At 69.5% G+C, this 20,950-nt stretch carries 19 protein-coding genes and 3 pseudogenes; 9 read left to right on the top strand and 13 right to left on the bottom strand.

All coding sequences use genetic code 11. The features are described from left to right. Nucleotides 1-58 precede the first annotated feature (58 nt). A complete protein-coding gene (locus P1P75_RS03280; protein ID WP_319251604.1) occupies nt 59-685 on the top strand; it encodes a class I SAM-dependent methyltransferase in 627 nt (208 codons plus the stop codon). Nucleotides 686-979: 294 nt separating this feature from the next. Here P1P75_RS03280 and P1P75_RS03275 read toward each other — a convergent pair whose 3' ends face one another. Next, a complete protein-coding gene (locus P1P75_RS03275) occupies nt 980-1,582 on the bottom strand; it encodes an SMI1/KNR4 family protein (RefSeq protein ID WP_319251602.1) in 603 nt (200 codons plus the stop codon). A gap of 84 nt (nt 1,583-1,666) precedes the next feature. Then, nucleotides 1,667-2,704: a GDSL-type esterase/lipase family protein gene (locus P1P75_RS03270; RefSeq protein ID WP_319251600.1), complete on the bottom strand. Its 1,038-nt coding sequence runs from the start codon at nt 2,702-2,704 to the stop codon at nt 1,667-1,669. Between the two features lie 207 nt (nt 2,705-2,911). Here P1P75_RS03270 and P1P75_RS03265 point away from each other — a divergent pair, with 207 nt between their 5' ends. From P1P75_RS03265 to P1P75_RS03255, 3 genes are all read left to right on the top strand, one after another. Continuing rightward, nucleotides 2,912-3,244, top strand: a complete 333-nt coding sequence (locus P1P75_RS03265; protein ID WP_319251598.1) for a glyoxalase superfamily protein — start codon at nt 2,912-2,914, stop codon at nt 3,242-3,244. Between the two features lie 350 nt (nt 3,245-3,594). Beyond that, a complete protein-coding gene (locus tag P1P75_RS03260) occupies nt 3,595-4,428 on the top strand; it encodes a PIG-L family deacetylase (protein WP_319251596.1) in 834 nt (277 codons plus the stop codon). Between the two features lie 457 nt (nt 4,429-4,885). Then, entirely contained in the window at nt 4,886-6,520 is a 1,635-nt protein-coding gene (locus P1P75_RS03255; protein WP_319251594.1) for an alpha/beta hydrolase, read from the top strand. 88 nt (nt 6,521-6,608) lie between these two features. Here P1P75_RS03255 and P1P75_RS03250 read toward each other — a convergent pair whose 3' ends face one another. Genes P1P75_RS03250 through P1P75_RS03235 form a run of 4 tightly spaced genes read right to left on the bottom strand, consistent with a single transcriptional unit; the run spans nt 6,609 to nt 10,081 of the window. Continuing rightward, nucleotides 6,609-7,004 carry a universal stress protein gene (locus P1P75_RS03250; protein WP_319251592.1) on the bottom strand — a complete coding sequence of 132 codons (396 nt, stop codon included), beginning with the start codon at nt 7,002-7,004 and terminating at the stop codon, nt 6,609-6,611. Nucleotides 7,005-7,041: 37 nt separating this feature from the next. Next, nucleotides 7,042-8,541 (bottom strand): tripartite tricarboxylate transporter permease, encoded by a 1,500-nt coding sequence (locus P1P75_RS03245; RefSeq protein ID WP_319251590.1) that lies wholly within the window; start codon nt 8,539-8,541, stop codon nt 7,042-7,044. Continuing rightward, complete coding sequence (locus P1P75_RS03240) at nt 8,541-9,074, bottom strand: tripartite tricarboxylate transporter TctB family protein (RefSeq protein ID WP_319251588.1); 534 nt, start codon at nt 9,072-9,074, stop codon at nt 8,541-8,543. The genes P1P75_RS03245 and P1P75_RS03240 overlap by 1 nt, the downstream gene beginning before the upstream one ends. Next, entirely contained in the window at nt 9,071-10,081 is a 1,011-nt protein-coding gene (locus tag P1P75_RS03235; protein WP_319251586.1) for a tripartite tricarboxylate transporter substrate binding protein, read from the bottom strand. The genes P1P75_RS03240 and P1P75_RS03235 overlap by 4 nt, the downstream gene beginning before the upstream one ends. Before the next feature lie 97 nt (nt 10,082-10,178). Here P1P75_RS03235 and P1P75_RS03230 point away from each other — a divergent pair, with 97 nt between their 5' ends. The 3 genes from P1P75_RS03230 (at nt 10,179) to P1P75_RS03220 (ending at nt 13,450) form a co-directional block, all read left to right on the top strand. Then, nucleotides 10,179-11,840, top strand: coding sequence for an ATP-binding protein (locus tag P1P75_RS03230; protein ID WP_319251585.1), 1,662 nt, complete (start codon nt 10,179-10,181; stop codon nt 11,838-11,840). Further along, complete coding sequence (locus P1P75_RS03225; protein WP_319251583.1) at nt 11,837-12,511, top strand: response regulator; 675 nt, start codon at nt 11,837-11,839, stop codon at nt 12,509-12,511. The genes P1P75_RS03230 and P1P75_RS03225 overlap by 4 nt, the downstream gene beginning before the upstream one ends. Before the next feature lie 549 nt (nt 12,512-13,060). After that, nucleotides 13,061-13,450, top strand: a complete 390-nt coding sequence (locus P1P75_RS03220; protein WP_319251581.1) for a hypothetical protein — start codon at nt 13,061-13,063, stop codon at nt 13,448-13,450. Between the two features lie 170 nt (nt 13,451-13,620). Here P1P75_RS03220 and P1P75_RS03215 read toward each other — a convergent pair whose 3' ends face one another. The 7 genes and pseudogenes from P1P75_RS03215 to P1P75_RS03185 all read right to left on the bottom strand — a co-directional run bounded on the left by P1P75_RS03215 (nt 13,621) and on the right by P1P75_RS03185 (nt 18,417). Next, nucleotides 13,621-14,070: a spore-associated protein gene (locus P1P75_RS03215; RefSeq protein WP_319251579.1), complete on the bottom strand. Its 450-nt coding sequence runs from the start codon at nt 14,068-14,070 to the stop codon at nt 13,621-13,623. Nucleotides 14,071-15,112: 1,042 nt separating this feature from the next. Further along, complete coding sequence (locus P1P75_RS03210) at nt 15,113-15,937, bottom strand: universal stress protein (protein WP_319251622.1); 825 nt, start codon at nt 15,935-15,937, stop codon at nt 15,113-15,115. A 170-nt stretch (nt 15,938-16,107) separates the two neighbouring features. Beyond that, a pseudogene (locus P1P75_RS03205) lies at nt 16,108-16,395 on the bottom strand (NAD(P)-dependent oxidoreductase); the annotation flags it as partial. A gap of 73 nt (nt 16,396-16,468) precedes the next feature. Beyond that, nucleotides 16,469-16,528, bottom strand: a pseudogene (locus tag P1P75_RS03200) (hypothetical protein); the annotation flags it as partial. Further along, entirely contained in the window at nt 16,504-16,794 is a 291-nt protein-coding gene (locus P1P75_RS03195) for an NAD(P)-dependent oxidoreductase (RefSeq protein WP_319251620.1), read from the bottom strand. The gene P1P75_RS03195 and the pseudogene P1P75_RS03200, both read right to left, overlap by 25 nt. A 146-nt stretch (nt 16,795-16,940) precedes the next feature. Beyond that, nucleotides 16,941-17,258, bottom strand: a pseudogene (locus tag P1P75_RS03190) (dihydroxy-acid dehydratase); the annotation flags it as partial. 460 nt (nt 17,259-17,718) lie between these two features. Next, entirely contained in the window at nt 17,719-18,417 is a 699-nt protein-coding gene (locus tag P1P75_RS03185) for a TetR/AcrR family transcriptional regulator C-terminal domain-containing protein (protein WP_319251577.1), read from the bottom strand. A 125-nt stretch (nt 18,418-18,542) separates the two neighbouring features. Here P1P75_RS03185 and P1P75_RS03180 point away from each other — a divergent pair, with 125 nt between their 5' ends. Both P1P75_RS03180 and P1P75_RS03175 read left to right on the top strand, forming a co-directional pair. Continuing rightward, nucleotides 18,543-19,253, top strand: coding sequence for a DUF4386 domain-containing protein (locus P1P75_RS03180; RefSeq protein WP_319251618.1), 711 nt, complete (start codon nt 18,543-18,545; stop codon nt 19,251-19,253). A 161-nt stretch (nt 19,254-19,414) separates the two neighbouring features. Continuing rightward, nucleotides 19,415-20,923: a DUF4246 domain-containing protein gene (locus P1P75_RS03175; RefSeq protein ID WP_319251575.1), complete on the top strand. Its 1,509-nt coding sequence runs from the start codon at nt 19,415-19,417 to the stop codon at nt 20,921-20,923. Nucleotides 20,924-20,950 lie beyond the last annotated feature (27 nt).

Below are 20,950 nucleotides of genomic sequence, written 5' to 3'. Positions count from 1 at the left end.
GTCGGCGCCGAGGACGACGGTGCTGTCCTCGTCCTCCTTACCGGAAGGCACGCAGACCATGAGCAGTCGACGCGACCGATGGGCCGAACTGACGGGCGGAGAGGCCGGAGAGGACTACGCCCGGCGGTTCGCGCGGCTCGCCGAGTCGGGCCACGACATTCACGGCGAGGCCGCCTTCTGCGACGCGCTGCTGCCACCGGCCGCCCGGATCCTTGACGCCGGATGCGGCACCGGGCGGATCGCGATCCGGCTCGCCGAGCTGGGGCACTCCTGCACGGGCGTGGACGTCGACCGCTCCATGCTCGCCGTGGCCCGCCGCGACGCTCCCACGCAGGAGTGGCTCCACGCAGACTTGGCACATCTGGACAGCCTCGGTCTGGAGCCCGGCTTCGATCTGGCGCTCGCCGCAGGCAACGTCATCCCCCTGCTGGCACCCGGTACCGAAGCAGCCGTGGTGCGGCAGCTTGCCGCCGTACTGCGCGCCGGCGGACTGCTGGTCACCGGTATGGGGCTGGACGCGGAGCATCTGCCACTGCCGGAACCGACCGTGACGCTGACGGAGTTCGACCACTGGTGCACGGACGCCGGACTGACGCTGCGACAGCGCTTCGCGACCTGGGACGGCGACCCCTACCGTCCAGGCGGCGGATACGCCGTCAGCGTGCATTCGCGTCCCACCGTCTGAGCGCTGGGATCGCGACCGATGGGGGTGCCGGTGGCGGCCTCGCCGCCGGCGCCGGCGCGGGCGTGTACCCCGCCCGCATCAGTGCGTAGGCCTGGGCCACCGCTGCCCGGTCCTCGCGGGCCCCGCCCAGAGAGCCGTCGTACGCGCTGCCGAAGCCCGGGAGGCGGAGGGTGCGGAGGGGGTGTGGAGGGTGCGGCCGAGGATCTCGATCTCGCCGCCGCCGGACAGGTCGAGGGCGAACGCTTTCCTCTCATTGCCGTTCACGACCGGCGGTGGGCAGCGCCCACGGGCTGATCAATTCGTCGGGAGCGGCCGACGGTCCAGCCGGCCGGACGTTCCGAAGAACTGTTCGGCCGTCACGAAGCTGTGCCTGGTCGGCTTCAGCACCTCGTAGAGGTAGCCGAAGTACGCCGTTTCCGCCGTTCCTGTCAGCACCGCCAGCAAGAGGGCGACGCACCCCGTGTCGTGGGGCTCCCACAGGGGACCCTGCCCCTCGTTGTAGAGCACGGTCCACTCGTCGGGGTGCTGACCGGGCCGTACCAGCCAGTACAGGAACGCCCCCGCGCCTTCCTCGTACGCCCACGGCAGGATCCGCGCCCCGGGCTCGAGCAGGCCGGAGGGCTTCTCCTCGCCCACCTCCCACAGCCCGGCCAGGACACCCTCCCGTTCCGTCGCCTGTGCGAGCAGGTTGCATCTGGCGAAGGTGGAGTCGGGGGTGAGGAGCGCGACCGTCTCGTCGAAGAATCCGTCGCCGTATGTCCCGACGAGTTGCTTGTAGTCGGCGGGCAGAGGCGTACCGAGGACGCCCTCGGCCCGTGCCCAGTCCACCGAGGGCGGCGGGTCGGCGGGCGGCGGACACAGGCGCACGAGGGAATCGAGGGCGGGAAGCGCAATCATGGTACGGAGGCTACTGAAAGGCCGGCCCGTGCTGATGAACGGGGCGCGGGGGAGCCGAAGACCGGCATCGGCCCTGAGGATGTCTCAGGACGCCGAACACGTGGCCGTCACCGAAGTGCCCGCCGCGGCCGACGTACTCGCCAGGAAGCCGAAGGTGGTGCTCGCCCCCGCCGGTACCGCGCCGTTCCACCCGGCGTTGCGCACTGTCGTCCCGGTCAGCGCGCCGTTCCAGACCTGGGTGATCCGGCTGCCCGTCGGGAGTGCGAGCGTCACCGTCCACGAAGAGGTCGCCGCTGTGGACGAGGTGTTGGTGACCGTGACCTCACCCTGGTAGCCGTCCTGCCACACCGACACCGCGCGGACGGCCGCCGAGCAGCCACCGGTTCCCGGGCCCTCGGGGTCACCCGGGGTGAGCAGGGCCGACAGCGCGGGGTACCAGCGGGCCGCCATCTTGGCGTCGCCCGCGGAGTTGGGGTGGACGCCGTCGTAGGTGTCGGTGGCCGTGTCGAAGCCCGTCCACTGGTCGACGACGGTGACCGGCGACTGCGCGGTGGTGATGCCCTGGGCCCAGGCCGGAACGCGCTGGTTGAAGGCCACCGTACGAGCGGCGCACTCGGCGCAGCTGCTCGGATTGATCGGAATCAACTGGGCGACCAGAACCTTCATCGCCGGGTTGTCGGCCCGCATCTGGCCGACCAGCTTGGTGTACGCGGCGAGGATGGTGTCCGGTGCGATGCTGCTCCAGACGTCATTGGTGCCGAAGTGCATGACAACGATGTCCGGACTGGTCGCCGCCAGCCATCCGGGCAGCAGGTTCTGGTCGGCGGTGGCGGTGGCCTGGAACCCGCCGTGGCCTTCGTTGTCGGCGTCGTGCGTCAGGGCGCAGCTCTGGGCGTTCAGCGTGCCGACGAAGTCGACGTCCGTGTAACCGGCGTCCTGTAGCTGGTTCCAGAGGAGGGAGCGCCAACAGCCCGGGGAGCCGGTGATGGAGTCACCGAGCGGCATGATCCGTACCGGGGTCGCGGCGGCGGCGGACGGGGCGCCGGCCAGGCCGAAGCCGGCGGCGAGGACGAGTAGGGCGGCCAGGACAGTGGCGACGATGCGATGGTGACTGCTGCGCACGGGGTGTCCTTCCCGGAAGTGGGGCGGAGGGGGAGTGCGGAACGCGCAGGTGTGGGAGCGCTCCCACACTTGTGTACTGTTCATGAAGCCACCGTTGTCGCTAGCACGTCAATAACCCGGACAGGCCGGGAATCTGCGCCCTCGGTACCGCCGGAACTCCGTTTCAGGAGCCGACGTTCGCCCTGGGCGGTCTGCGAGGATGGCTCCATGGACGAGGAAGTCATTCCCATTCTCCGCGTCGAGGACGCTGCGGCGGCGCTCGCGTGGTACGAGCGACTGGGCTTCGCCAAGCGGTGGGAACATCGCTTCGAACCGGGGCTTCCCGCGTTCGTCGAGGTCGCCCGGGGCGGGGTGCGGTTGTTCTTGTCCGAGCACACGGGCGACGCCCGCCCCGACACGTTGGTCTACCTCCGCATTCGCGATGTCGAGGCCGTTGCTTCCGAGTTCGGTGTGCAGGTGGAGGACGCTCCGTGGGCGCGTGAGATTGAGCTGCGCGACCCTGACGGCAACCGGTTGCGGATCGGCACGCCGACGAAATGACACTCGACAGCGCGCGGCCGGGAAACCGTGGCTGGTGGCTGAGCGAGTAGGCGCCCGCGTCATGGGCCCGCACCGTCTTCGGCGCGAGGCCCTCCCGGCGGCGGCCCGCCTGTTCCCCGCTTCGCCACCATCCTTACCCGGCAAGGCCGTTGACCACGGAAAAAGAACGGCGGCGCCGGGAACAGCAGGCAGGGCCCGCACGGTTGCATCGACCGAGGGACCGGAGCCGCGCGGGGGGACACGGAGACCACAAGGTCGTCCGCCCCCACCAGGATCCGGGCCCCAGGTCGGGGTACGTTCGCCGCGCACTCGGACCACGGCGTATGTCGTTTCTGCAGGAGGAATATTTCATGTCTGACCGGCCCTTGACGCTCATGGCAGTACACGCCCACCCCGACGACGAGGCCACCGGGACCGGAGGGGTCCTCGCGCGGTACGCGGCGGAAGGTGTCCGCACGGTTCTCGTGACCTGTACCGACGGCGGTTGCGGTGACGGACCGGGGGGTGTCAAGCCGGGCGATCCCGGACACGATCCGGAGGCGGTGGCCTTGATGCGTCGTCAGGAGCTCGAGGCGAGCTGTGAGGTCCTCAAGATCAGCGACCTGGAGATGCTCGGCTATGCCGACTCCGGGATGATGGGCTGGCCGAGCAACGACACGCCCGGTTCCTTCTGGCAGACCCCCGTGCAGGAGGGCGCTGCCCGGCTGGCGGAACTCATGAGGCACTACCGGCCCGATGTGGTCGTCACCTATGACGAGAACGGCTTCTACGGCCACCCCGACCACATCCAGGCCCACCGCATCACGATGGCGGCGCTGGAGATGACCGCGCTGACACCGAAGGTGTACTGGACCACGATGCCCCGCTCGATGATGCAGCGGTTCGGCGAGATCATGCGCGAGTTCAACGAGGACATGCCGGAGCCCGATCCGGCCGAGGCCGCCGCGTTGGCCGAGATCGGTCTTCCCGACGACGAGATCACCACGTGGGTCGACACCACCGCTTTCAGCGGTCAGAAGTACGACGCGCTGGCCGCGCACGCCAGTCAGGGCGAGAACATCTTCTTCCTCAAGATGGGCAAGGAGAGGTTCGGCGAGTTCATGGGCATGGAGACCTTCGTCCGTGTCCAGGACTCCACCGGCGCGGACGTTCCCGAGAACGATCTCTTCGCCGGACTGCGCTGATCCGCCTGTCCGACTGTTCCACGCGAAGTCCGCTCCGGTAGCCGGCGTCCAGCCCTGGCCGACCGCGCGGACGCGTGCCCGCACTGCCGGTCCACCTGGCAACCGCACAGGTGGAAGCCTGCGGGCCGCTGATGCGGAAGGTGTGTGACAGCCCAGGTCACAGACGGCGTCGGTGGACGCGGGAGGACCGGACTCCCGCGTCCGCGAACTGCCTTGCCGCAGAGCCGGACAAGCCGACCTCGATCTGACGCCCGCACTCGCCGGGCCTTCGACGAGACGCCTGCACGGCGCCTACTGCGGCCCCGCACGGTGACCGCCGGGGCCGCTCCGGCCCGAACCGGCCATGCTCGTGCCCCGTGCGTGGCACCGTTCGTGCTTATTTTCCCTCTGTTCAGTCAGCCGAACTCACCTCGCGCCGCGAGGGCTTGGCCACACATCGACCAGGGGGACGAGACCCATGACCACTCCACATCACATACCGAGACGCTTCGGACGGCTCACAGCCGTCGGAGCCGCGCTGACAGCGCTCGTGATCGCCGCGACGGGGACGGCGGTCCAGGCGGCGGCCTCGCCGAAGACACCCGAGAAGCCGCCCGTGCCGTCGCTCGCCTGGACCGACTGCCAGGGCGGGTTCGAGTGCGCGAACGCCGACGTACCGCTCGACTACCGCAAGCCACACGGCAGGACCATCACGCTCGCTGTGGTCCGGAAGAAGGCCGCGGACCAGACGAAGCGCAAGGGCACCCTCTTCATGCAGCCGGGAGGCCCCGGCAACTCCGGCGTGGACTTCGTGCGCAACAACCACGCCGACCTGCCGGCCGCGCTCCGCGACTCCTTCGACGTCTTCGGCTACGACATCCGTGGCGTCGGCCGCAGTTCACCGCTGACCTGCTTCGACGACGCCCGGTACACGCGGGCCGTCACGGAGGCCAAGGGTGTGCCCGGTCCCGGCGCCTTCGAGCCGGCGCTGCGTGAGGCCGCCGAGTTCGACCAGGCCTGCGTGGACAACGCGGGCGAGCTGCTGCCCTACGTCGGCACCGAATACGTCGCCCGGGACATCGACCTGCTGCGAGAGGCACTCGGAGAGCAGCAACTCACCTACTACGGCCGGTCGTTCGGCTCGTACATCGGAACCGTCTACGCCGCCATGTTCCCGAAGCGGGTGCGGGCGCTGACGCTCGACGGCGCATACGATCCCGTGCACTACGCCAACCGTCCGTACGCCTACGACCGGTCGCAGTACCTGGCGCTGGACGGCGCGATGAGCCGCTTCCTCGACTGGTGCGCCGCCGATCAGGCCACCTGCGGGTTCGGCGACGGCACCCCACGCGCCGCGTTCGAGAACCTGAAGGCCGACCTGGACGCCGCCCCCGTACCGACCGCGAACGGAGGCCAGGCCAACGGGTACACGCTGGTCTACCGGCTGATGTTCAACATCAACGAGGGCAAGGTCATCTGGCCCGCGCTCGGCGCCGCCCTGCACAAGGCACAGCTGCGGGACAACACCTCCTTCCTGCTGCGCCCGCCCTCCCCGGCCAGCTTCGACTTCCTCGGCCCGAACGTGGCCGTCGAGTGCGTCGACCGGGACTACCCGCGCGACCTGCGCCGGCTCAAGCACAACGTCACGGCCAACGCGAAGGCGGCGCCGCTGCTCGGCCCGGCGATGGCCTACGGCCCTCCCACGTACGACCACCAGCACGCCACCGCCTGCGTCCAGTGGCCGGGCGAGCGTGTCAGCCGCTACGACGGCTCCTACCGGGCGAAGGGTTCGGCGCCGATCCTCGTCCTCGGCACCACCGGCGACCCCGACACCCCGTACGGGGACGCGGTGGCGCTGTCCCGGCAGCTCGACAAGGCCTCGCTGCTCACCTTCCGGGCCGAGGGGCACACCGCGTTCGGCCGCAGCGCCTGCGCGACGGACGCGGTCGTCGGCTACCTGGTGGACCTCGTGGTCCCGGCCTCGGGCACGACCTGCGCCGACGAGACGCAGCCGCCGTCCTCCACCCCGGCCACGGCCCCGCCCGGCACCACGCTCAGCGAACTCCGTAACGGCGTCAACGAGCGCGTCGAGCGCATCGGCACCATGAGCTGAGGTTCCCGCACGATCCTGGGGCACCGGCCGTACAAGGCCGGTGCCCCAGTCCTCTGCCGCCGTCCTCGGAAGTCCGTGAACTTCCCGCTCAGGAAGGGGCCTTCACGGCGAGGACCGGGCAGCCGGCTCCCAGCAGGATCCGCTGTGCGGCGGAACCCATGATCAGCTTGCCGACGGCGCTCCGGCGCCGCAGGCCGATCACCACGAGGGACACGTCCGCCCGCTCCGCCAGTTCGATGATCTCCTCGGCGGCATCGCCCGCACCGAGCACCTGGCGGATGTCGAACTCGACGCCCAGGGCCGCCAGATCCTCCCGCACATGAGCGAGGTCGGGCTCCTGCGCGAAACGCGGGTCCACATAGGCGTCGCCTCGCGAGGCGTTCACCACCAGCATCCTCTCGCCGCGCAGGCGTGCCTCGTCGATTCCCGCGCGCAACGCGGCCTCACCCTCGGGCGTGGGTACGTATCCGACCAGTACGGTCATGTCTGCTCTCCCTCCAGGCACTCTCTGCCAGGCACTCTCAGGTATTGCGCCCGCGCAGCGGACGCAGGACGAACCGCCGCATCAGCGGCCAGACGAGGACCAGCACGATCACCGTGTAGACCGCGTAGGACACGGGCCCGCCGACCAGTCCCGACAGTTCGCCGCCCGACAACTGCAGGGAGCGCCGCCCCTGCAGCTCGGCCCGCGGGCCGAGGATGACGCCGAGGATCAGCGGCAGCACCGGGAGCCCGAACCGGCGCATGGCGAAACCGAGGAGCCCCAGCAACAGCAGCAGGAACAGGTCCAGGGGCTGGGCGTTGACGGCGTACGCACCCATCGACGCGAAGAACAGGATTCCCGCGTACAGATAGGGCCGCGGTGTCCGCAGCAGTTTCGCCCAGGTCGGGGCGAGCGGCAGATTCAGCAGGAGCAGCAGGAAGTTGCCGACGAACAGGCTGGCGATGAGCACCCAGACCAGGCTCGCCTCCCGCTCGAACAGCAGCGGTCCTGGCTGGATGCCGTACGTCTGGAACGCCGCCAGCATGACCGCGGCGGTCGCGTTCGTCGGCAGCCCGAGGGCCAGCATCGGGACCAGCGTGCCGGCCGCGGAGGCGTTGTTCGCCGCCTCCGGCCCGGCCACACCCTCGATCGCCCCCTTGCCGAACTCCTCCGGGTGCCTGGTCAGCCGCTTCTCCGTCGCGTACGACAGGAAGGTCGGGATCTCGGCACCGCCGGCCGGAAGAGCACCGAACGGGAAGCCGAACGCGGTGCCCCGCAGCCAGGGCTTCCAGGACCGCTTCCAGTCCGCCCTGCCCATCCACGGCCTGCCGACGGGAATGACCTCGACGGGCTTGCGCCGCAGGTGTGCGGCCACCCACAGTGCCTCGCCGACGGCGAAGACGGCGACGGCTACGACGACCACGTCGATCCCGTCGGCCAGCTGGGGGACGCCCAGGGTGAGCCGCTGCTGTCCGGACACCGTGTCGATGCCGACCAGGCCGATCGTCAGGCCCAGCAGCAGCGAGACGAGACCACGGATGCGTGACGCGCCCAGCACGGAGGTGACCGCGACGAAGGAGAGCAGCATCAGGGCGAAGTAGTCCGGCGCACCCAGGCTGATCGCGAAGTCCACCACGACCGGAGTCACCAGCACCAGCAGCAGGGTGCCGATCGTGCCCGCCACGAAGGAACCGATGGCGGCGGTGGCCAGGGCCTGCGCCGCCCGGCCGGCCTTGGCCATCTTGTTGCCCTCGATGGCCGTGACCACCGAGGACGACTCCCCGGGCGTGTTCAGCAGGATCGAGGTCGTCGATCCGCCGTACATGCCGCCGTAGAAGATGCCGGCGAACATGATGAACGCCTGCACCGGCTCCATGCCGTAGGTGATGGGCAGCAGCAGGGCCACGGTCATCGCCGGGCCGATGCCCGGCAGGACCCCCACCGCGGTGCCGACCAGGACGCCGATCAGCGCCAGCAGCAGGTTCATCGGGGCTATGACGTCCTCGAAGCCCTGCATGAGGTTGTTCAGGTTGTCCATCACAGGATTCCTTGCAGCACACCGGCCGGGAGGTTCACACCGAGCCCGATCGCGAAGGCGTAGAACGTTGTGAGGGACAGCGCCACCGCGATCAGCAGATTGCGTATGTGGTGCCGGTTCCCGAGGGCGAAGGCCGCGCCCCAGAACAGCAGGGCGCCGCTGATCACCCAGCCGAGCCGTTCGATCAGCACCGCGTTCGCCACGAACGCGCAGATCAGCAGGAGCACCGTGCGCCAGTCGACGGCCTGCGACAGGTCGACGTCCTCGCCGGCCTCCGGCTCGCCGCGCCCGCCCCGGGCCACGTCTACGGCGTACAGGACCGCGACCAGCAGGAGCAGTGCGCCCAGGAGCACGGGCACCGCGCGCGGTCCCACCGGGTCGGTGCTGCTGGTGATGTGCGGGATGCCGAGCCCGTCCACGATGACCGCGGTGCCCAGCAGGGCGAGGAACGCGCACATACCGTACTGTGCGCGGTCCTTGCCCTGCGGTGGACGGGCGTCCTCGCCGCTCAGTTCGTCGATCGGGGAACTCATGCCAGGCCGAGCTCTGTCAGCAGGTCGGCGACGGACTTGTCCTGCTCCTTGAGGAAGGAGCCGAACTCGTCACCGGTGACGAAGGCGTCGGTCCAGCCGCGCTTGGTCAGCTCGGACTTCCACTGCGGCGAGTCGTGCATCTTGGTCAGGGAGTCGGTCCAGGTCTTCTTCTGTTCGTCGGTGATCCCGGGAGGGGCGACGATGCCGCGCCAGTTGGTGAAGACCAGGTCGATACCGGAACCCTTGAGCGTGGGGGCGTCCTTCACGGCGTCGATGGGCTCTGCGCTGGTCACCGCCAGTACCCGCAGCTGCCCCGCCTCGATCTGGTCGAGGAACTCACCGAATCCACTGGCCCCGAAGGCGACCTTGTCTCCCAGGACGGCGGGCAGCAGTTCGCCGCCGCCGTCGTATCCGACGTAGTTGACCTTCTTCGGCTCGATGCCGACGGCCTTCGCCAACTGCATGGGAAGCAGATGATCGGGTCCGCCCGGCGACGAACCGCCGCCCACCGCCACCTTTCTGGGGTCCTTCTTCCACGCGGTGACGAGGTCGTCGATCGTCTTGTACGGGGAGTCCTTCGACACGACGATCGCGCCGGCCTCCTCGATCAGCTTGGCGATCGGTGTGGTGTCGGTCAGCGTCGCCGCCGACTTCGAGGTGTACGCGGCACCGACGACGCCCAGCCCCATCTGCATGGCGAGCTTGCCGTTGCCCTTCTCGTTCACCAGGCGCTGCAGGCCCACGGTGCCGCCGGCCCCGGGCAGGTTGTAGACCTGGACCCCGGACGCGACCTTGGCATCCTGCATCACCTGGGCGACGGTCCGGGCTGTGACGTCGTACCCGCTGCCCGGGGTGTTCGGCACCATCATCCGAAGACCGCTCACGGGCTTCCCGCTCCCGCTTCCGCCCCCGGAGTCCTCCTTCTCCGCGGTGGCGCCGCAGGCGCTCACGGCGATCATCGACACGGTGGCAAGAGCTCCGAGAAATGCGGCTCTGCGAGTTCTCATGGCTCATCTCTTTCGCTTGAGCGAGTCCGGCGCCATGATTGTGCGATTCCGCGGTCGGCCCGTCTGCCTTGTGTGAGCATTGAAGGTTGAGTTCATAGTGGTCGTTACGTCACGCCGCCACACCCTGGCCGGTGAGCTGCTGGTATTGCAGCTCGCCATCGTCGTGCTGGTGCTCGTCGCGGTCGCGGCGGTCTCGCTGGCGCAGTCGAAGGCGACGTTCGACCGGGTCGAGGGGCGCCGGGTCACCGCCCTCGCCGAGGAGATGGCCGGAAACCCGCTGTTGCGCACCCAGCTCCTTCGTCCCGCGCCCGCCGAGACCCTCGCACCGCTGCTGCAGACCAGACTCACCCAGTCGAACGTCACGTCCGTCACGGTCGCCGACGAACACGGCGAGATCGTCGCCGCCACCAACCCCACCCTGGTCGGAACGCGGCTTCCGGTGGACGGTCCCGGCGTCGCGCAGGCACGCGGCTGGTCCGGCGAACTCGCTGTGGACGGGGTCCGTGAGCTGGTGGCCCAGGTCCCGGTGCTCCGCGACGACGAGAACCACATCGGCGAGCACGTCGGTACGGTCATGATCGGGCGGGCCTCACCCACGGTGTGGCAGCGGCTCAGCGGCGCCTCGTCGTACCTGCTGGCCTACCTCGGCATCGCGAGCGTGCTCGGGGTCGCCGGATCATGGTTGCTGGCCCGGCGGATCAAGCGCCAGACCCTCGGCCTCGAACCACGCGAGATCGCGGGCCTCGCCGAGCACCGTGAGGCCATGCTGTTCGGCATCGCCGAGGGCGTGATCGCGCTCGACCCGCAGCAGAGACTCACGCTGGTCAACGAGGTCGGCCGGGGACTGCTCGACCTTCCCGAGGACTGCGTCGGGATGAGCCTGGCCGACCTGGGGATCCAGGACAGGCTGTACGACGTCCTGGCCGGGACCGGCGGTGAGCACGGCGCCGAGCACGGTACGGAGCGGCGCGACGAGGTGGTCGTACGCCGGGGGCGGGTGCTGGTCATGAACCGGATGGATGTCACCAAGGACGGCCGACGGCTGGGCTCGGTGACAACTCTGCGGGACCGTACCGAACTGGCCCAGCTCGAACGCGAACTGGGCTCGTTCCGCAGCAGCACCGAACTGCTGCGCGCGCAGGCCCACGAGTTCTCCAATCAGCTGCACACCATTTCCGGGCTCATCCAGATAGGCGAGCACGACGAGGTCGTACGCTATGTCCGCGCCCTGCGCAAACACCGTGAGTCGCTCGACCTGACTCTCACCAGCCGGGTCCGCGACCGGGCCGTCGCCGCGCTCCTCATGGCCAAGTCCGCGCTCGCCGCCGAACGCAGGGTCCAGCTGCGCGTCTCGGAGCTGACCGCCCTGGACCGGCTGGAGCCCACGGACTCCGCGGACGTGGCGACAGTGCTCGGCAATCTCGTCGACAACGCCCTCGACGCCGCCGCGGTCCCGGACCACCAGAACGACGCCTGGGTGGAGGTCGAGCTGCGCCAGGACGCGTCGAGCGTGGAGATCGTGGTGCGGGACTCGGGTCCGGGCGTGGCACCTGAACTGGCGCAGGAGGTGTTCTCCCGCGGCTTCACCACAAAGGCCGCCCAGGGCGGCGACCGGGGTATCGGCCTGGCGCTCACCCGGCTTGTCTGCACCCGCAGAGGCGGCGAGGTGTCGGTGACGAACACGCGGCCCGGCGCCACGTTCACCGCCCGGATGTCCGTGGGCCGGCTCACCGATCGGGAGACGGAGGAAGTCCGGTGATCGACGTACTGGTTGTCGAGGACGACTTCATGGTGGCGCGGATCCACCGCGGATTCGTCGACGGTGTCGAGGGCTTCCGCGTGGTCGGATCGGCGGACTGCGGGGAGAAGGCCCTCGCCGCCGCCGCCGAGCTGCAACCCGACCTGGTGCTCCTCGACCTCTATCTGCCCGACATGTTCGGCCTGGATGTCATTCCCAGGCTGCGGATGGTGGCCCAGGACTGCGACGTGCTCGTGATCAGCGCCGCCCGCGAGGCGGAGGCGGTCCGAGGCGCCGTCCGGCAGGGCGTGGTCGACTACCTTCTGAAGCCCTTCGACGCCGGCGACCTCAGGGACCGGCTGGAACACTACAGCGCCCGCCGCGGCAATCTGCACGCCGCCGTGGTCAGCGGACAGGCCGATGTGGACCGCGCCCTGGGGCGGGCGGCCACATCGACGGTGACGTCCACCCTGCCGAAGGGCATGAGCGTGGAGACCGCGGAACTGGTCCGACGCGCACTGCGCGCGGCCGACACCACCCTGTCCGCGGCCGAGTGCGCGACGAAGGTCGGCATCTCGCGCGTCAGCGCGCGCCGGTACCTCGAACACCTCAGCGTCACGGGCCAGGCCGAGGTGTCGCTGCGCTACGGGCAGGCGGGCCGCCCCGAACGCCGCTACCAATGGCAGGCCTAGGGCGTGTTTCGAAAGTCCCGCCTGCCGGGCGACGCCTGGCACGCACGCTCGCCGCGTTGTCGGGATCATCCCGATACAACCAGTATCGGGACGACCCTCCGCCTTGCGATCGCACGCACCAGACGCCGCCCGGCCTGCCCTTCGGGCAGACGACGCTACTTTCGAAACACGCCCTAGCCGGTCGGTGAAGGCTGCGAGTGGGCAGGGGGCGGGAGCGGCGGGGCCCGGACCTCACGGTCGGCGTACGCCCCGTCTGATCACCGCGCCGGCTGAGTACGACCACCTGCGCCGGTGTGAGTACATGAGCGACTGCCCGCCTCGCTCGGTGCCCAGAGGGTGGACGTATGCGTCAAATCCTGCTGGCCGGTGAGTTCGTGGTCGCTGCCGGTCACCGGCAGTGACCACCTGCCGGTCGGGGCCGGAATCAGCTGGGGATGACTATGGTGGCCGGGCAACAGGGGATGGCGCTGCCTGAGCCCCGCACCGGCGCGCTCGATGAAGGGGACGCTGATGACCCGGATGCCCGGCGCGGCCAGGTGCGCTCGCGCCATGCTCGTCGTCGCGGGAATGGCCGGTGTGGTCGCCCTGGTGGTGCTGACCGTCGTCGCCGCGACGTTCGAGACCGGCGCCCTGGGCGAGCTGATCCTGGCCATGCTGCTTCTTGCGGCAGTCCCCTTCGTGCTGCTGGCGGTGGCGTCGTTCGTTCTCGCGGCGAAATTCGCCGGCGGCGGCGACAAGGTGCGCATCGGCGCGGTCGTCGTCGGCTGGATGCTCGTAGCCGGTAGCACGGCCGCCGTGCTGGCCCATCACGGGTGGTGGGGTGTCGGCGTCGCGGTGGGGGCGCTGCTGGCAGCCTTCTCCAGCGCGGAGAGGACCCGGGAGTGGTTCGAACGTCCGCGTCTGTTGTCGTCGGCGCACCTGGAGGGGGAGGTGGTGTGAGGCGCCGGTCTCCCGATGGGCAGCGTCACGCACTGCCGTCGTCCGCCTCGACGGCGAAACCGTCGAGGCGGACGACGCCCGTCGCGTGGTTGCCCGGTGTCGTCCGGTCTGATGGTCGGCAGACTCGGTGCGGGGACCGGCGGCGGGTCAGGTGTGGTGGCCGGGACGGGTCAGCGGGTGGAGGTGGTCCGGTGTTCCGTGAGAGAGGCGCAGTTGGAGCCGGTCACCTGAACGTGGACGTTGGCGATGCTGCCGCCCCAGTTGACGCAGTAGCCCTTGCCGATGACGTAGGAGGGTCCCGCGTAGGAGGTGTAGCGCCCGTAGTCGTCGTCGCCCTCGTTGGTGTCGGGGACGTAGATCCAGGCGGACATGTCCACGGCGGTGCCGGGGTTGTTGCGGATGGTGACGACGCAGTTGTTGCCGTTGGTGCTGTTGTAGGCGAGGTAGACGGTGCCCAGCGAGCCGACGGGAGCGGAGTTCACGGTCCTGTAGCCGCTTCCGCAGACCTTCGGCGCGGTGGTGTTGGGTGCGGCGGAAGCAGGTGCCGCCAGGGCGGTGGTGGCCCCCACCGACAGAGCGGCCAGCGCGGTGGCGCCCAGCATGGAGTGAATGAAGCGCATATTTCCCCCTTGTGTGTTTAGGAGTTGGTTGCTCCTGCCTTATGTGACGGGTGGAGCCTTGAGATGGTTGTGCCGGAGTTGCTGGCATTTTCGGCCGTAACGTGCGGCGCAATTGGCTGAGTTGGGACGCAACCGGATGGCGTGGGCGATGTGTGCCGGGCGTGGCGGCTTCCCTTCGCCTTCCTGCAACTGCCGGAACTGCCGGAGCTGGCGGAATCGCCGAACTGCCGGAACTGCCGGAACGTCACTCGTGCCAGTGATCATCCGTGAAGCTGTCCCGGCGCCGCCTGCCGCACGGCCACCCTGAGGGCATGCGCCACCCGCTCGCCCTCATTGCCGCCCTGGCTGCCGCCCTCTGCGTAGGGGGATGCGACTCCGTCCCCAGGGACAGCCCGCCCGAGCCCCCGCCGTCGCTGATGGCGGCCGCCGCGCGGACTCCGTCACCCCTCCCGTCCCCGAGTCGGCCCGCCACCCGTACGCCGTCTCGTGCGCCGTCCCGCCTGCCGTCGGCCGAGAGCCAGCCGTCCGCCCGTACCGCCCTCGTCACGACCGACCCCACCCGGCGGAGCAGGGGCAGCGACCGCGAAGCCGCAGCGGGGGAGGAACAGCGTTCTTCAAGGGTCCCCACCCCCGAACGGCCGCCGCAGACCCGGATTCCGGAGCGACCGCGCAGGGCTGAGCCTCCCGCTCCGGCCCGCCCCCGGGCTCGGTCCACGGCCCCGGCGGCGTCCCGCCCCCGGGCAGTCGAGCCCCGTCCCGCACAACCGCCGGCCGTCACCTACGACCTGAGCACCCTGTGCGGGCTGTCGCACCAGGCGCCCGTGCCGCCATCCGTGAGGAGGCTCTGCGACACCTACTTCCGCTGAGGCCGGGCCAGGCCAGGCCGGTGCCGTCCGGGTGACGGGCCACGCAAGGGCATCCCGGGCCCCCGTGTCACAGAGGCGGCACCCCGGCTCTGGTCATGCGCCACCGCCGACTCACGACCTGGGCGTGTACCCGTACCGGCAGGGACGACTGACGGACGCGCGCGAGGGGCGTCGGCTCACGGCACGTCGGACTGGGTCCTGCCGCGGACGACGACCACGGCACCGTGCGCGTGGTGCAGCAGCGCCTGGCTCACCGATCCCAGGAGCAGACCGGTGAACCCGCCGCGCCCCCGGGCTCCCACGACCACGAGCTGGGCGTTCCTGCTTCTCTCGATCAGGACCTCCCTGGCTTCGCCACTCGCCACCTCGCGCCTGACCGTGACATCGGGATACTTCTCCGCGTGCCCCGCGAGGGCCTGGGCGAGGAGCCGCTCCTGGCTCTCGACACCGGTACCGGCCGGCGCGTGATCCGGCAGCCACACGTGCACGGCGGAGATCTCGGCTCCGCGCAGCGCCGCCTCGGCGAAGGCGAACTCGACCGCCGGCTCACCCGCGGGGGAGCCGTCGACACACAGCACGATCGGACCGGCCTCGGCCGAATCCTCACGGGCCACCATCACTGGGCACCGGCTGTGGGCCGCCAGGGACGCCGCCGTCGACCCCAGCAGCATGCCGATGAAGCCGCCCATCCCACGGGCGCCCACGACCAGCAGGTCCGCCGCCCGGGACTCGGCCTCCAGCACCGATACCGTGTCGCCCGGCAACATGTCCTCGGTGACTGCCACCTCCGGCGCCACCCTCCGCGCATGGTCCGCGGCCTCGTTCACCAGGCGACTGATCGGGGTGGTGTCCAGGGGTGCGTACATGGGTCTGACGGGCCAGTTGAGGGCGTACACCACGCGCAGTGCCGCGCGACGGCGCTGGGCCTCCCTTGCGGCCGTCCCCACCGCGGCGAGACTTGACGCCGAGCCGTCCGCTCCTACGACCACCAGGTTGCCCATCGCTCCTCCATGACTCGATTCCATACACGCCGTCAGTACCGCTGCGCCTTGGACAGTGGTGTGCCGGACCCAGTCGAACCAACTCGCCGATGACGTGGGCCGGCTCGGCATGCCGGTGTCCGCCGGGTTCCAGTCCTCCGGATCGCATCGCACGGAAGAGGCACAGCCTGTCAACCGCCCCGGCTCAGATGCGAGCCGACCGTCAGCTCGTTGACCGGGAACCGCGCCGGTCGCCCGGTCAGAACCCGTACGGACTCCTCGACGGCGATGGTCCGTACCGTCCTGACGGATTCCTCGGAGTAGTACGCGGCGTGCGGCGTGACGATCACGTTGGGCAGCTTGAAGAGAGGGTTGGCCGGGCGCCATCCGCGTTGTTTCGCCGGTTCCTCCTCCATGTCGTCCAGCGCCGCGCCGGCGCTCCATCCTTCGGCGAGCGCCTGGTGCATCGCCGGCGTCCTCGACGAGGGGCCCGCGCCCGGTGTTGACGAGGATCGCCGTCGGCTTCATCCGGCGGAGCGTCGCACGGTCGAGGGTGTGATGTGTCTCCGGGGTGAGCGGCGCTTGGATCACCACGAAGTCGGCGCCTTCCACCAAGCCGTCGAAGGACATCGGCCGGACCTGGCATGCCCGGATCTCGGACTGGTCGAGTCGAGACACGGGTCATGTGCCCAGAACTCGACGCCGAACGCTTTGGCGCGTTCGGCGATGAGCCGTGCGATGGAACCGAAGGACAGCAGGCCCGGCACCTGTCCCCGCAGTCGGCGGATGGGCCTTCCGGTCTGCCGGTGCCATTCGCCCTGCCGGGTCGCGGCGTCCTGTCGGCAGACCTTGCGGGCGGCCGCGAGCCAGAGCGCGATCGCGTGGTCGGCGACCTCTTCGGCACACCAGTCACGATCGCCGGTATGTTCGCTGTCGCTGTCGCTGTCGCTGTCGCTGTCGCTGTCGCTGTCGCTGTCGCTGTCGCTGTCGCCGTCGCCGTCAGGCAGGCGGACGTGGTCTTGTCGCAGCCTGTCGTCACAACCACACCGTCAAGCGGATATCCGTGGAGCACCTCGACCAGCCCGAGATAGGCGAGATTGCGGTCCAGCGCCGCGGTGGGGCGCTTTCCGGTCTCCTGCAACGGATCGACGGGGAACTCGAAGGGAATTCCGCCGCCGTCGCGGACCCCGTCCCTGATCCGGTCGGCGAGAGCGAGATGGGGCCGGCTGCAGGAAACCAGAACGTTACCCGTCTGATCGATTCCGCTTATCGGCCGGCCCGACCGGAGTTCTCCGTGCGTGAGGCCATAGTTCAGGAATCGTTTGAGATAGAAAGCCGTCATCTCCGGATTTCCGGCATCGTCCCACCAGGCCTGGCTGCGTAGCTCCCCCGTGGTGCGCTTGGTCGGTGACATGAATCAGCTCCTCGCCGACCGGTCCGGGCTTGCGCCCCGACTCCGGGCAGTGCTCTGGCTCAGAGAGAAGGCCGTGGGCGACCTGACAGGTCTCTCGGGCAACCGGCGTGCGTCGCATGCGGTGCGGTCATGCCCTGCCGTCTCCGGGTGACGCGTGACGCCTCGGGGAGACGGCTGTTGCCACTGCGTACCCAGCACGTACCGCATTTATCAGCTCAAAGTATAAATTAGGGACAATGGTTCCGCGTCCTCGAACCGTCACCGTTCAGAACGTCCTCGGCAGCAGGCTCGCCAACCGGTTCTCGGCACACCGGTCCCACAGCCGGAACCCGTCGCGTGTCCGGCGCTCCGCGGTCCAGCGCGCCCCGCGGTCCGCTGAAGGCGCCCGTCACGGACGGCGGCTCCCCTTCGCTCGCGCGGATGTCCAGCCCTGTCGGCGGAGGCCTTCGAAGCCGTCCAGGAGGAGGTCCAGGGCGAATTCGAACTCGAACTGGTCGTCGCAGCCGCCACCGACCGTGGAACCCTCGTCGTGCGCGGCTGTCGCGGCCAGTTCCGCGATGTGCGGGTAGCGCGCCGCCAGCCCGGGATCCGGCGGGCCGGAAGGGCCAGAGGTGTCGAACAGTTCCTGGCTGAAGCCGAGCAGGCGGCTGCCCATCGCGTGCATGACGTGGTGGGTGAGGTCGGCGGACAGGCCGCCCTCGCGGAAGCATCCGGCCATCGAGTCCAGGTGGGCCAGCACGGCCGGGGTGGGGGCGGTCCGCGACTCGATGACCTGGGCGGCCCATGGATGCCGCAGTAGTACCCGCCGGGCCGAGAGGATCCGCGCGCGGACCACGTGCTGCCAGTCGGGGCCCGTGGCCGGCGGATCGATCTCGCCGACGACGGCGTCGGCCATGCCGTCGAGCAACTCCTCCTTGTTGGCCACGTGCTTGTAGAGGGCCATCGGTACGACGTCCAGCTCCTGGGCGAGCCTGCGCATGCTGAGCGCGTCGATCCCGGTGGCATCGGCGAGCGCGACGGCGGCGCGCAGGACGCGGTCCCTGTTCAGGGGGATCCGTTGCGTGTGCGTGGCTTCCTGGCGAGTCATTCCGGTTCGGTCACTTCCGTCCTCGACAGCGTCCGTCCTTTCCTTGACGAGTGTACGCCGTACACCTATGGTGGCCGCGAGGTGTACGGCGTACACCACCAGGGAGGCGAGGGGTACCCGTGAAGATGAGTGCGGACCGGAGAAGCGCGGTGGCCGTCGGGTCGCTGTTCCTGCTGACCGAGGTCGCCGCGATAGCCGGGGCGGTTCTGTACCGCCCCCTGTTGGGCGCGGCGGACGGCCGGCTCGCGCAGGGCGCCGACACGCGGGCGCTGCTCGGGGTGCTCTGCGAGGTGGTGCTGGTGGCGGCGGTGGCCGGGACCGGGGCGGCGCTGTTCCCCGTCCTGCGGCGCCACGGCGAAGGGCTCGCGCTCGGCTACGCCTTCGGGAGGCTGCTGGAGGCGGCCGTCATCGCTCTCGGGACCGTCGTCGTCCTGGCGCTTGTCACCCTCCGGCGGGATGTGGACGCACAGGAGGCGGTCGGCGCCGATGTCGCGCTGGCCGCCGTCCATGACTGGACGTTCCTGCTCGGGCCCAACATCGCCCTCGGCCTGAACACCGTCCTGCTCGCGTACCTGGCGTACCGCGCACGGCTCGTGCCGCGCTTCATCGCTGTGCTCGGCATGATCGGCGGACCGCTGATCTGCGCCTCGGCCGTCGCCGTGATGTTCGGTGCCTACGCGCAACTCTCCGTGGCGGGGTCGGTGGCCGCACTCCCGGTGTTCGCCTGGGAGTTGGGCTTGGCCGGGTGGCTGATCGCCAGAGGGTTCGGGCCTGACGCGGGCACAGCGCCCCGGCCGGGCGGAGAAGCGGCTGAGCCGGCGCGTGTCCGCCGATGATGCGGAACGTGGCGGCCAAGTGCGGCCGAAGGGTGCGGCCGTAGGCTCTGCGGCCGTCCGTCGACCGACCGCTTCCTGCGACGACAGGGGCCACGGCGGCGATGTCAGTGTGGCGAAGTATCCTTCCGGCCACCGCACACCGACTGGGAGGATCAAGAGAATTGTCTGGCCTGTCCGCTTTCCCGTTGCCCTTTCGCGCCTCCCGTTCCGTATCGCTCGCGAGACCCCGGACGCTGCGGGAACTGCAGATGATGCAGTGCAGCTCACACATCCGGTCGAAGCCGGGATGGTTCGACAAGATGCACGATGCCGACATCGTCGCCAGGTGGACGCGAGAGGCGGTGACACAAGGCCTCACCGAGGCGCAAGTCCGTTACGTGCTCGCCGAACTCGCGCACTACGCCGCGCTGCGGGACGGACGAACCGGCGTCGAGCTGTCCGGCGTCGACGGGGTGTGGCAGTCGGACGCATTGGTCGACGACAAGCTCAGCGCCCGGCTGCGCGAGGCGGTTCGGGTTCTGGAAGAGGTCCCCGAAGCAGAACTGGACTGGCATCCCGGGTCCGACGGCCAAGTACTGGATCTGGTTCATCCCTCCCTGTTCTGCCTGGTGAGAGAGGTGAGCGGAGCGCCTGAGCGGGCTTGGCAGAACCCGACGGACCGTTATTCGAAGTACGAGTTCTCGGAAAGGTTCCAGTGGCTGCCCACGGACGTCGACGTCAGTGACGACGGCGAGGTCACCTTCCGTTCGTACGTCAACAACGTCCATCCCCAGGATCATCACGAACTGGTCGGCGTCCTCCCGAAGTTGTTCGCCTGTATGCGTCCGGTGCTGGAGAACGTGCTCACCGATCTGCGTCATCCGCGGCCCCTGCGGATCGAGGCCGATCCCTACGGTTGGTACGACTCGGAGCCGGAACATCCGGACAGGTCCTCCTACAGCGATGACGAGGCATACGAGGAAGCCGTCGACGCGTGGGAACAGGCGCAGGACGACTGGTGGGAGAACCGCCGCCCGGTCATCCCGGACGCCCCGGCCTTCACCCCGCCCGAGTCGCCCGACGAATCCGCCCGCGTCGACCTGCGCGGTCGTCGTCTCCAGGTCATCGTCAAGCTCGCGACCATTCACCTCACGCCGGACGACCCCGAGTACCCCGGGGGTTCCTGGCATGTCGAGGGGATGATGAACGAGCGGATCGTCTCGACCGGCATCTACTACTGGGACAGCGAGAACATCACCGAAAGCAGGCTGAGTTTCCGGACCGCACTCGACGACCCGAACTACGAACAGAACGACGACAACGGTCTGCGTGAGGTCTACGGCCTGGAGGACGAGGACGCACTGAACCAGGTCCTGGGATCGGCATCCACCCCGGCGGGCCGCTGCCTGGCGTTCCCGAACATCCTGCAACACCGCGTCAGCCCATTCGGCCTCGCGGACCCCACCCGCCCGGGACATCGCAAGATCCTCGCGTTCTTCCTGGTCGACCCGTCGGAAAAGATCGTCTCGACATCCGACGTGCCACCGCAGCAACCATGGTCCGACACCTCGACCATGACGCTTGAACAGGCGAAGGACTACCGCGAGCACCTCATGCGGGAACGCAAATTCTTCGTCGACGAACACAACGAGCAGATCTACGAACGGGAGTTCTCCCTCTGTGAGCACTGAACCTCTTCCGGCCTGACCGATCGCGTG

Origin of the sequence: Streptomyces sp. ID05-39B, from assembly GCF_033794725.1 — a bacterium.
Classification (GTDB): Bacteria; Actinomycetota; Actinomycetes; order Streptomycetales; family Streptomycetaceae; genus Streptomyces; species Streptomyces bobili.
This window is presented reverse-complemented; position numbering and strand designations above follow the sequence as displayed.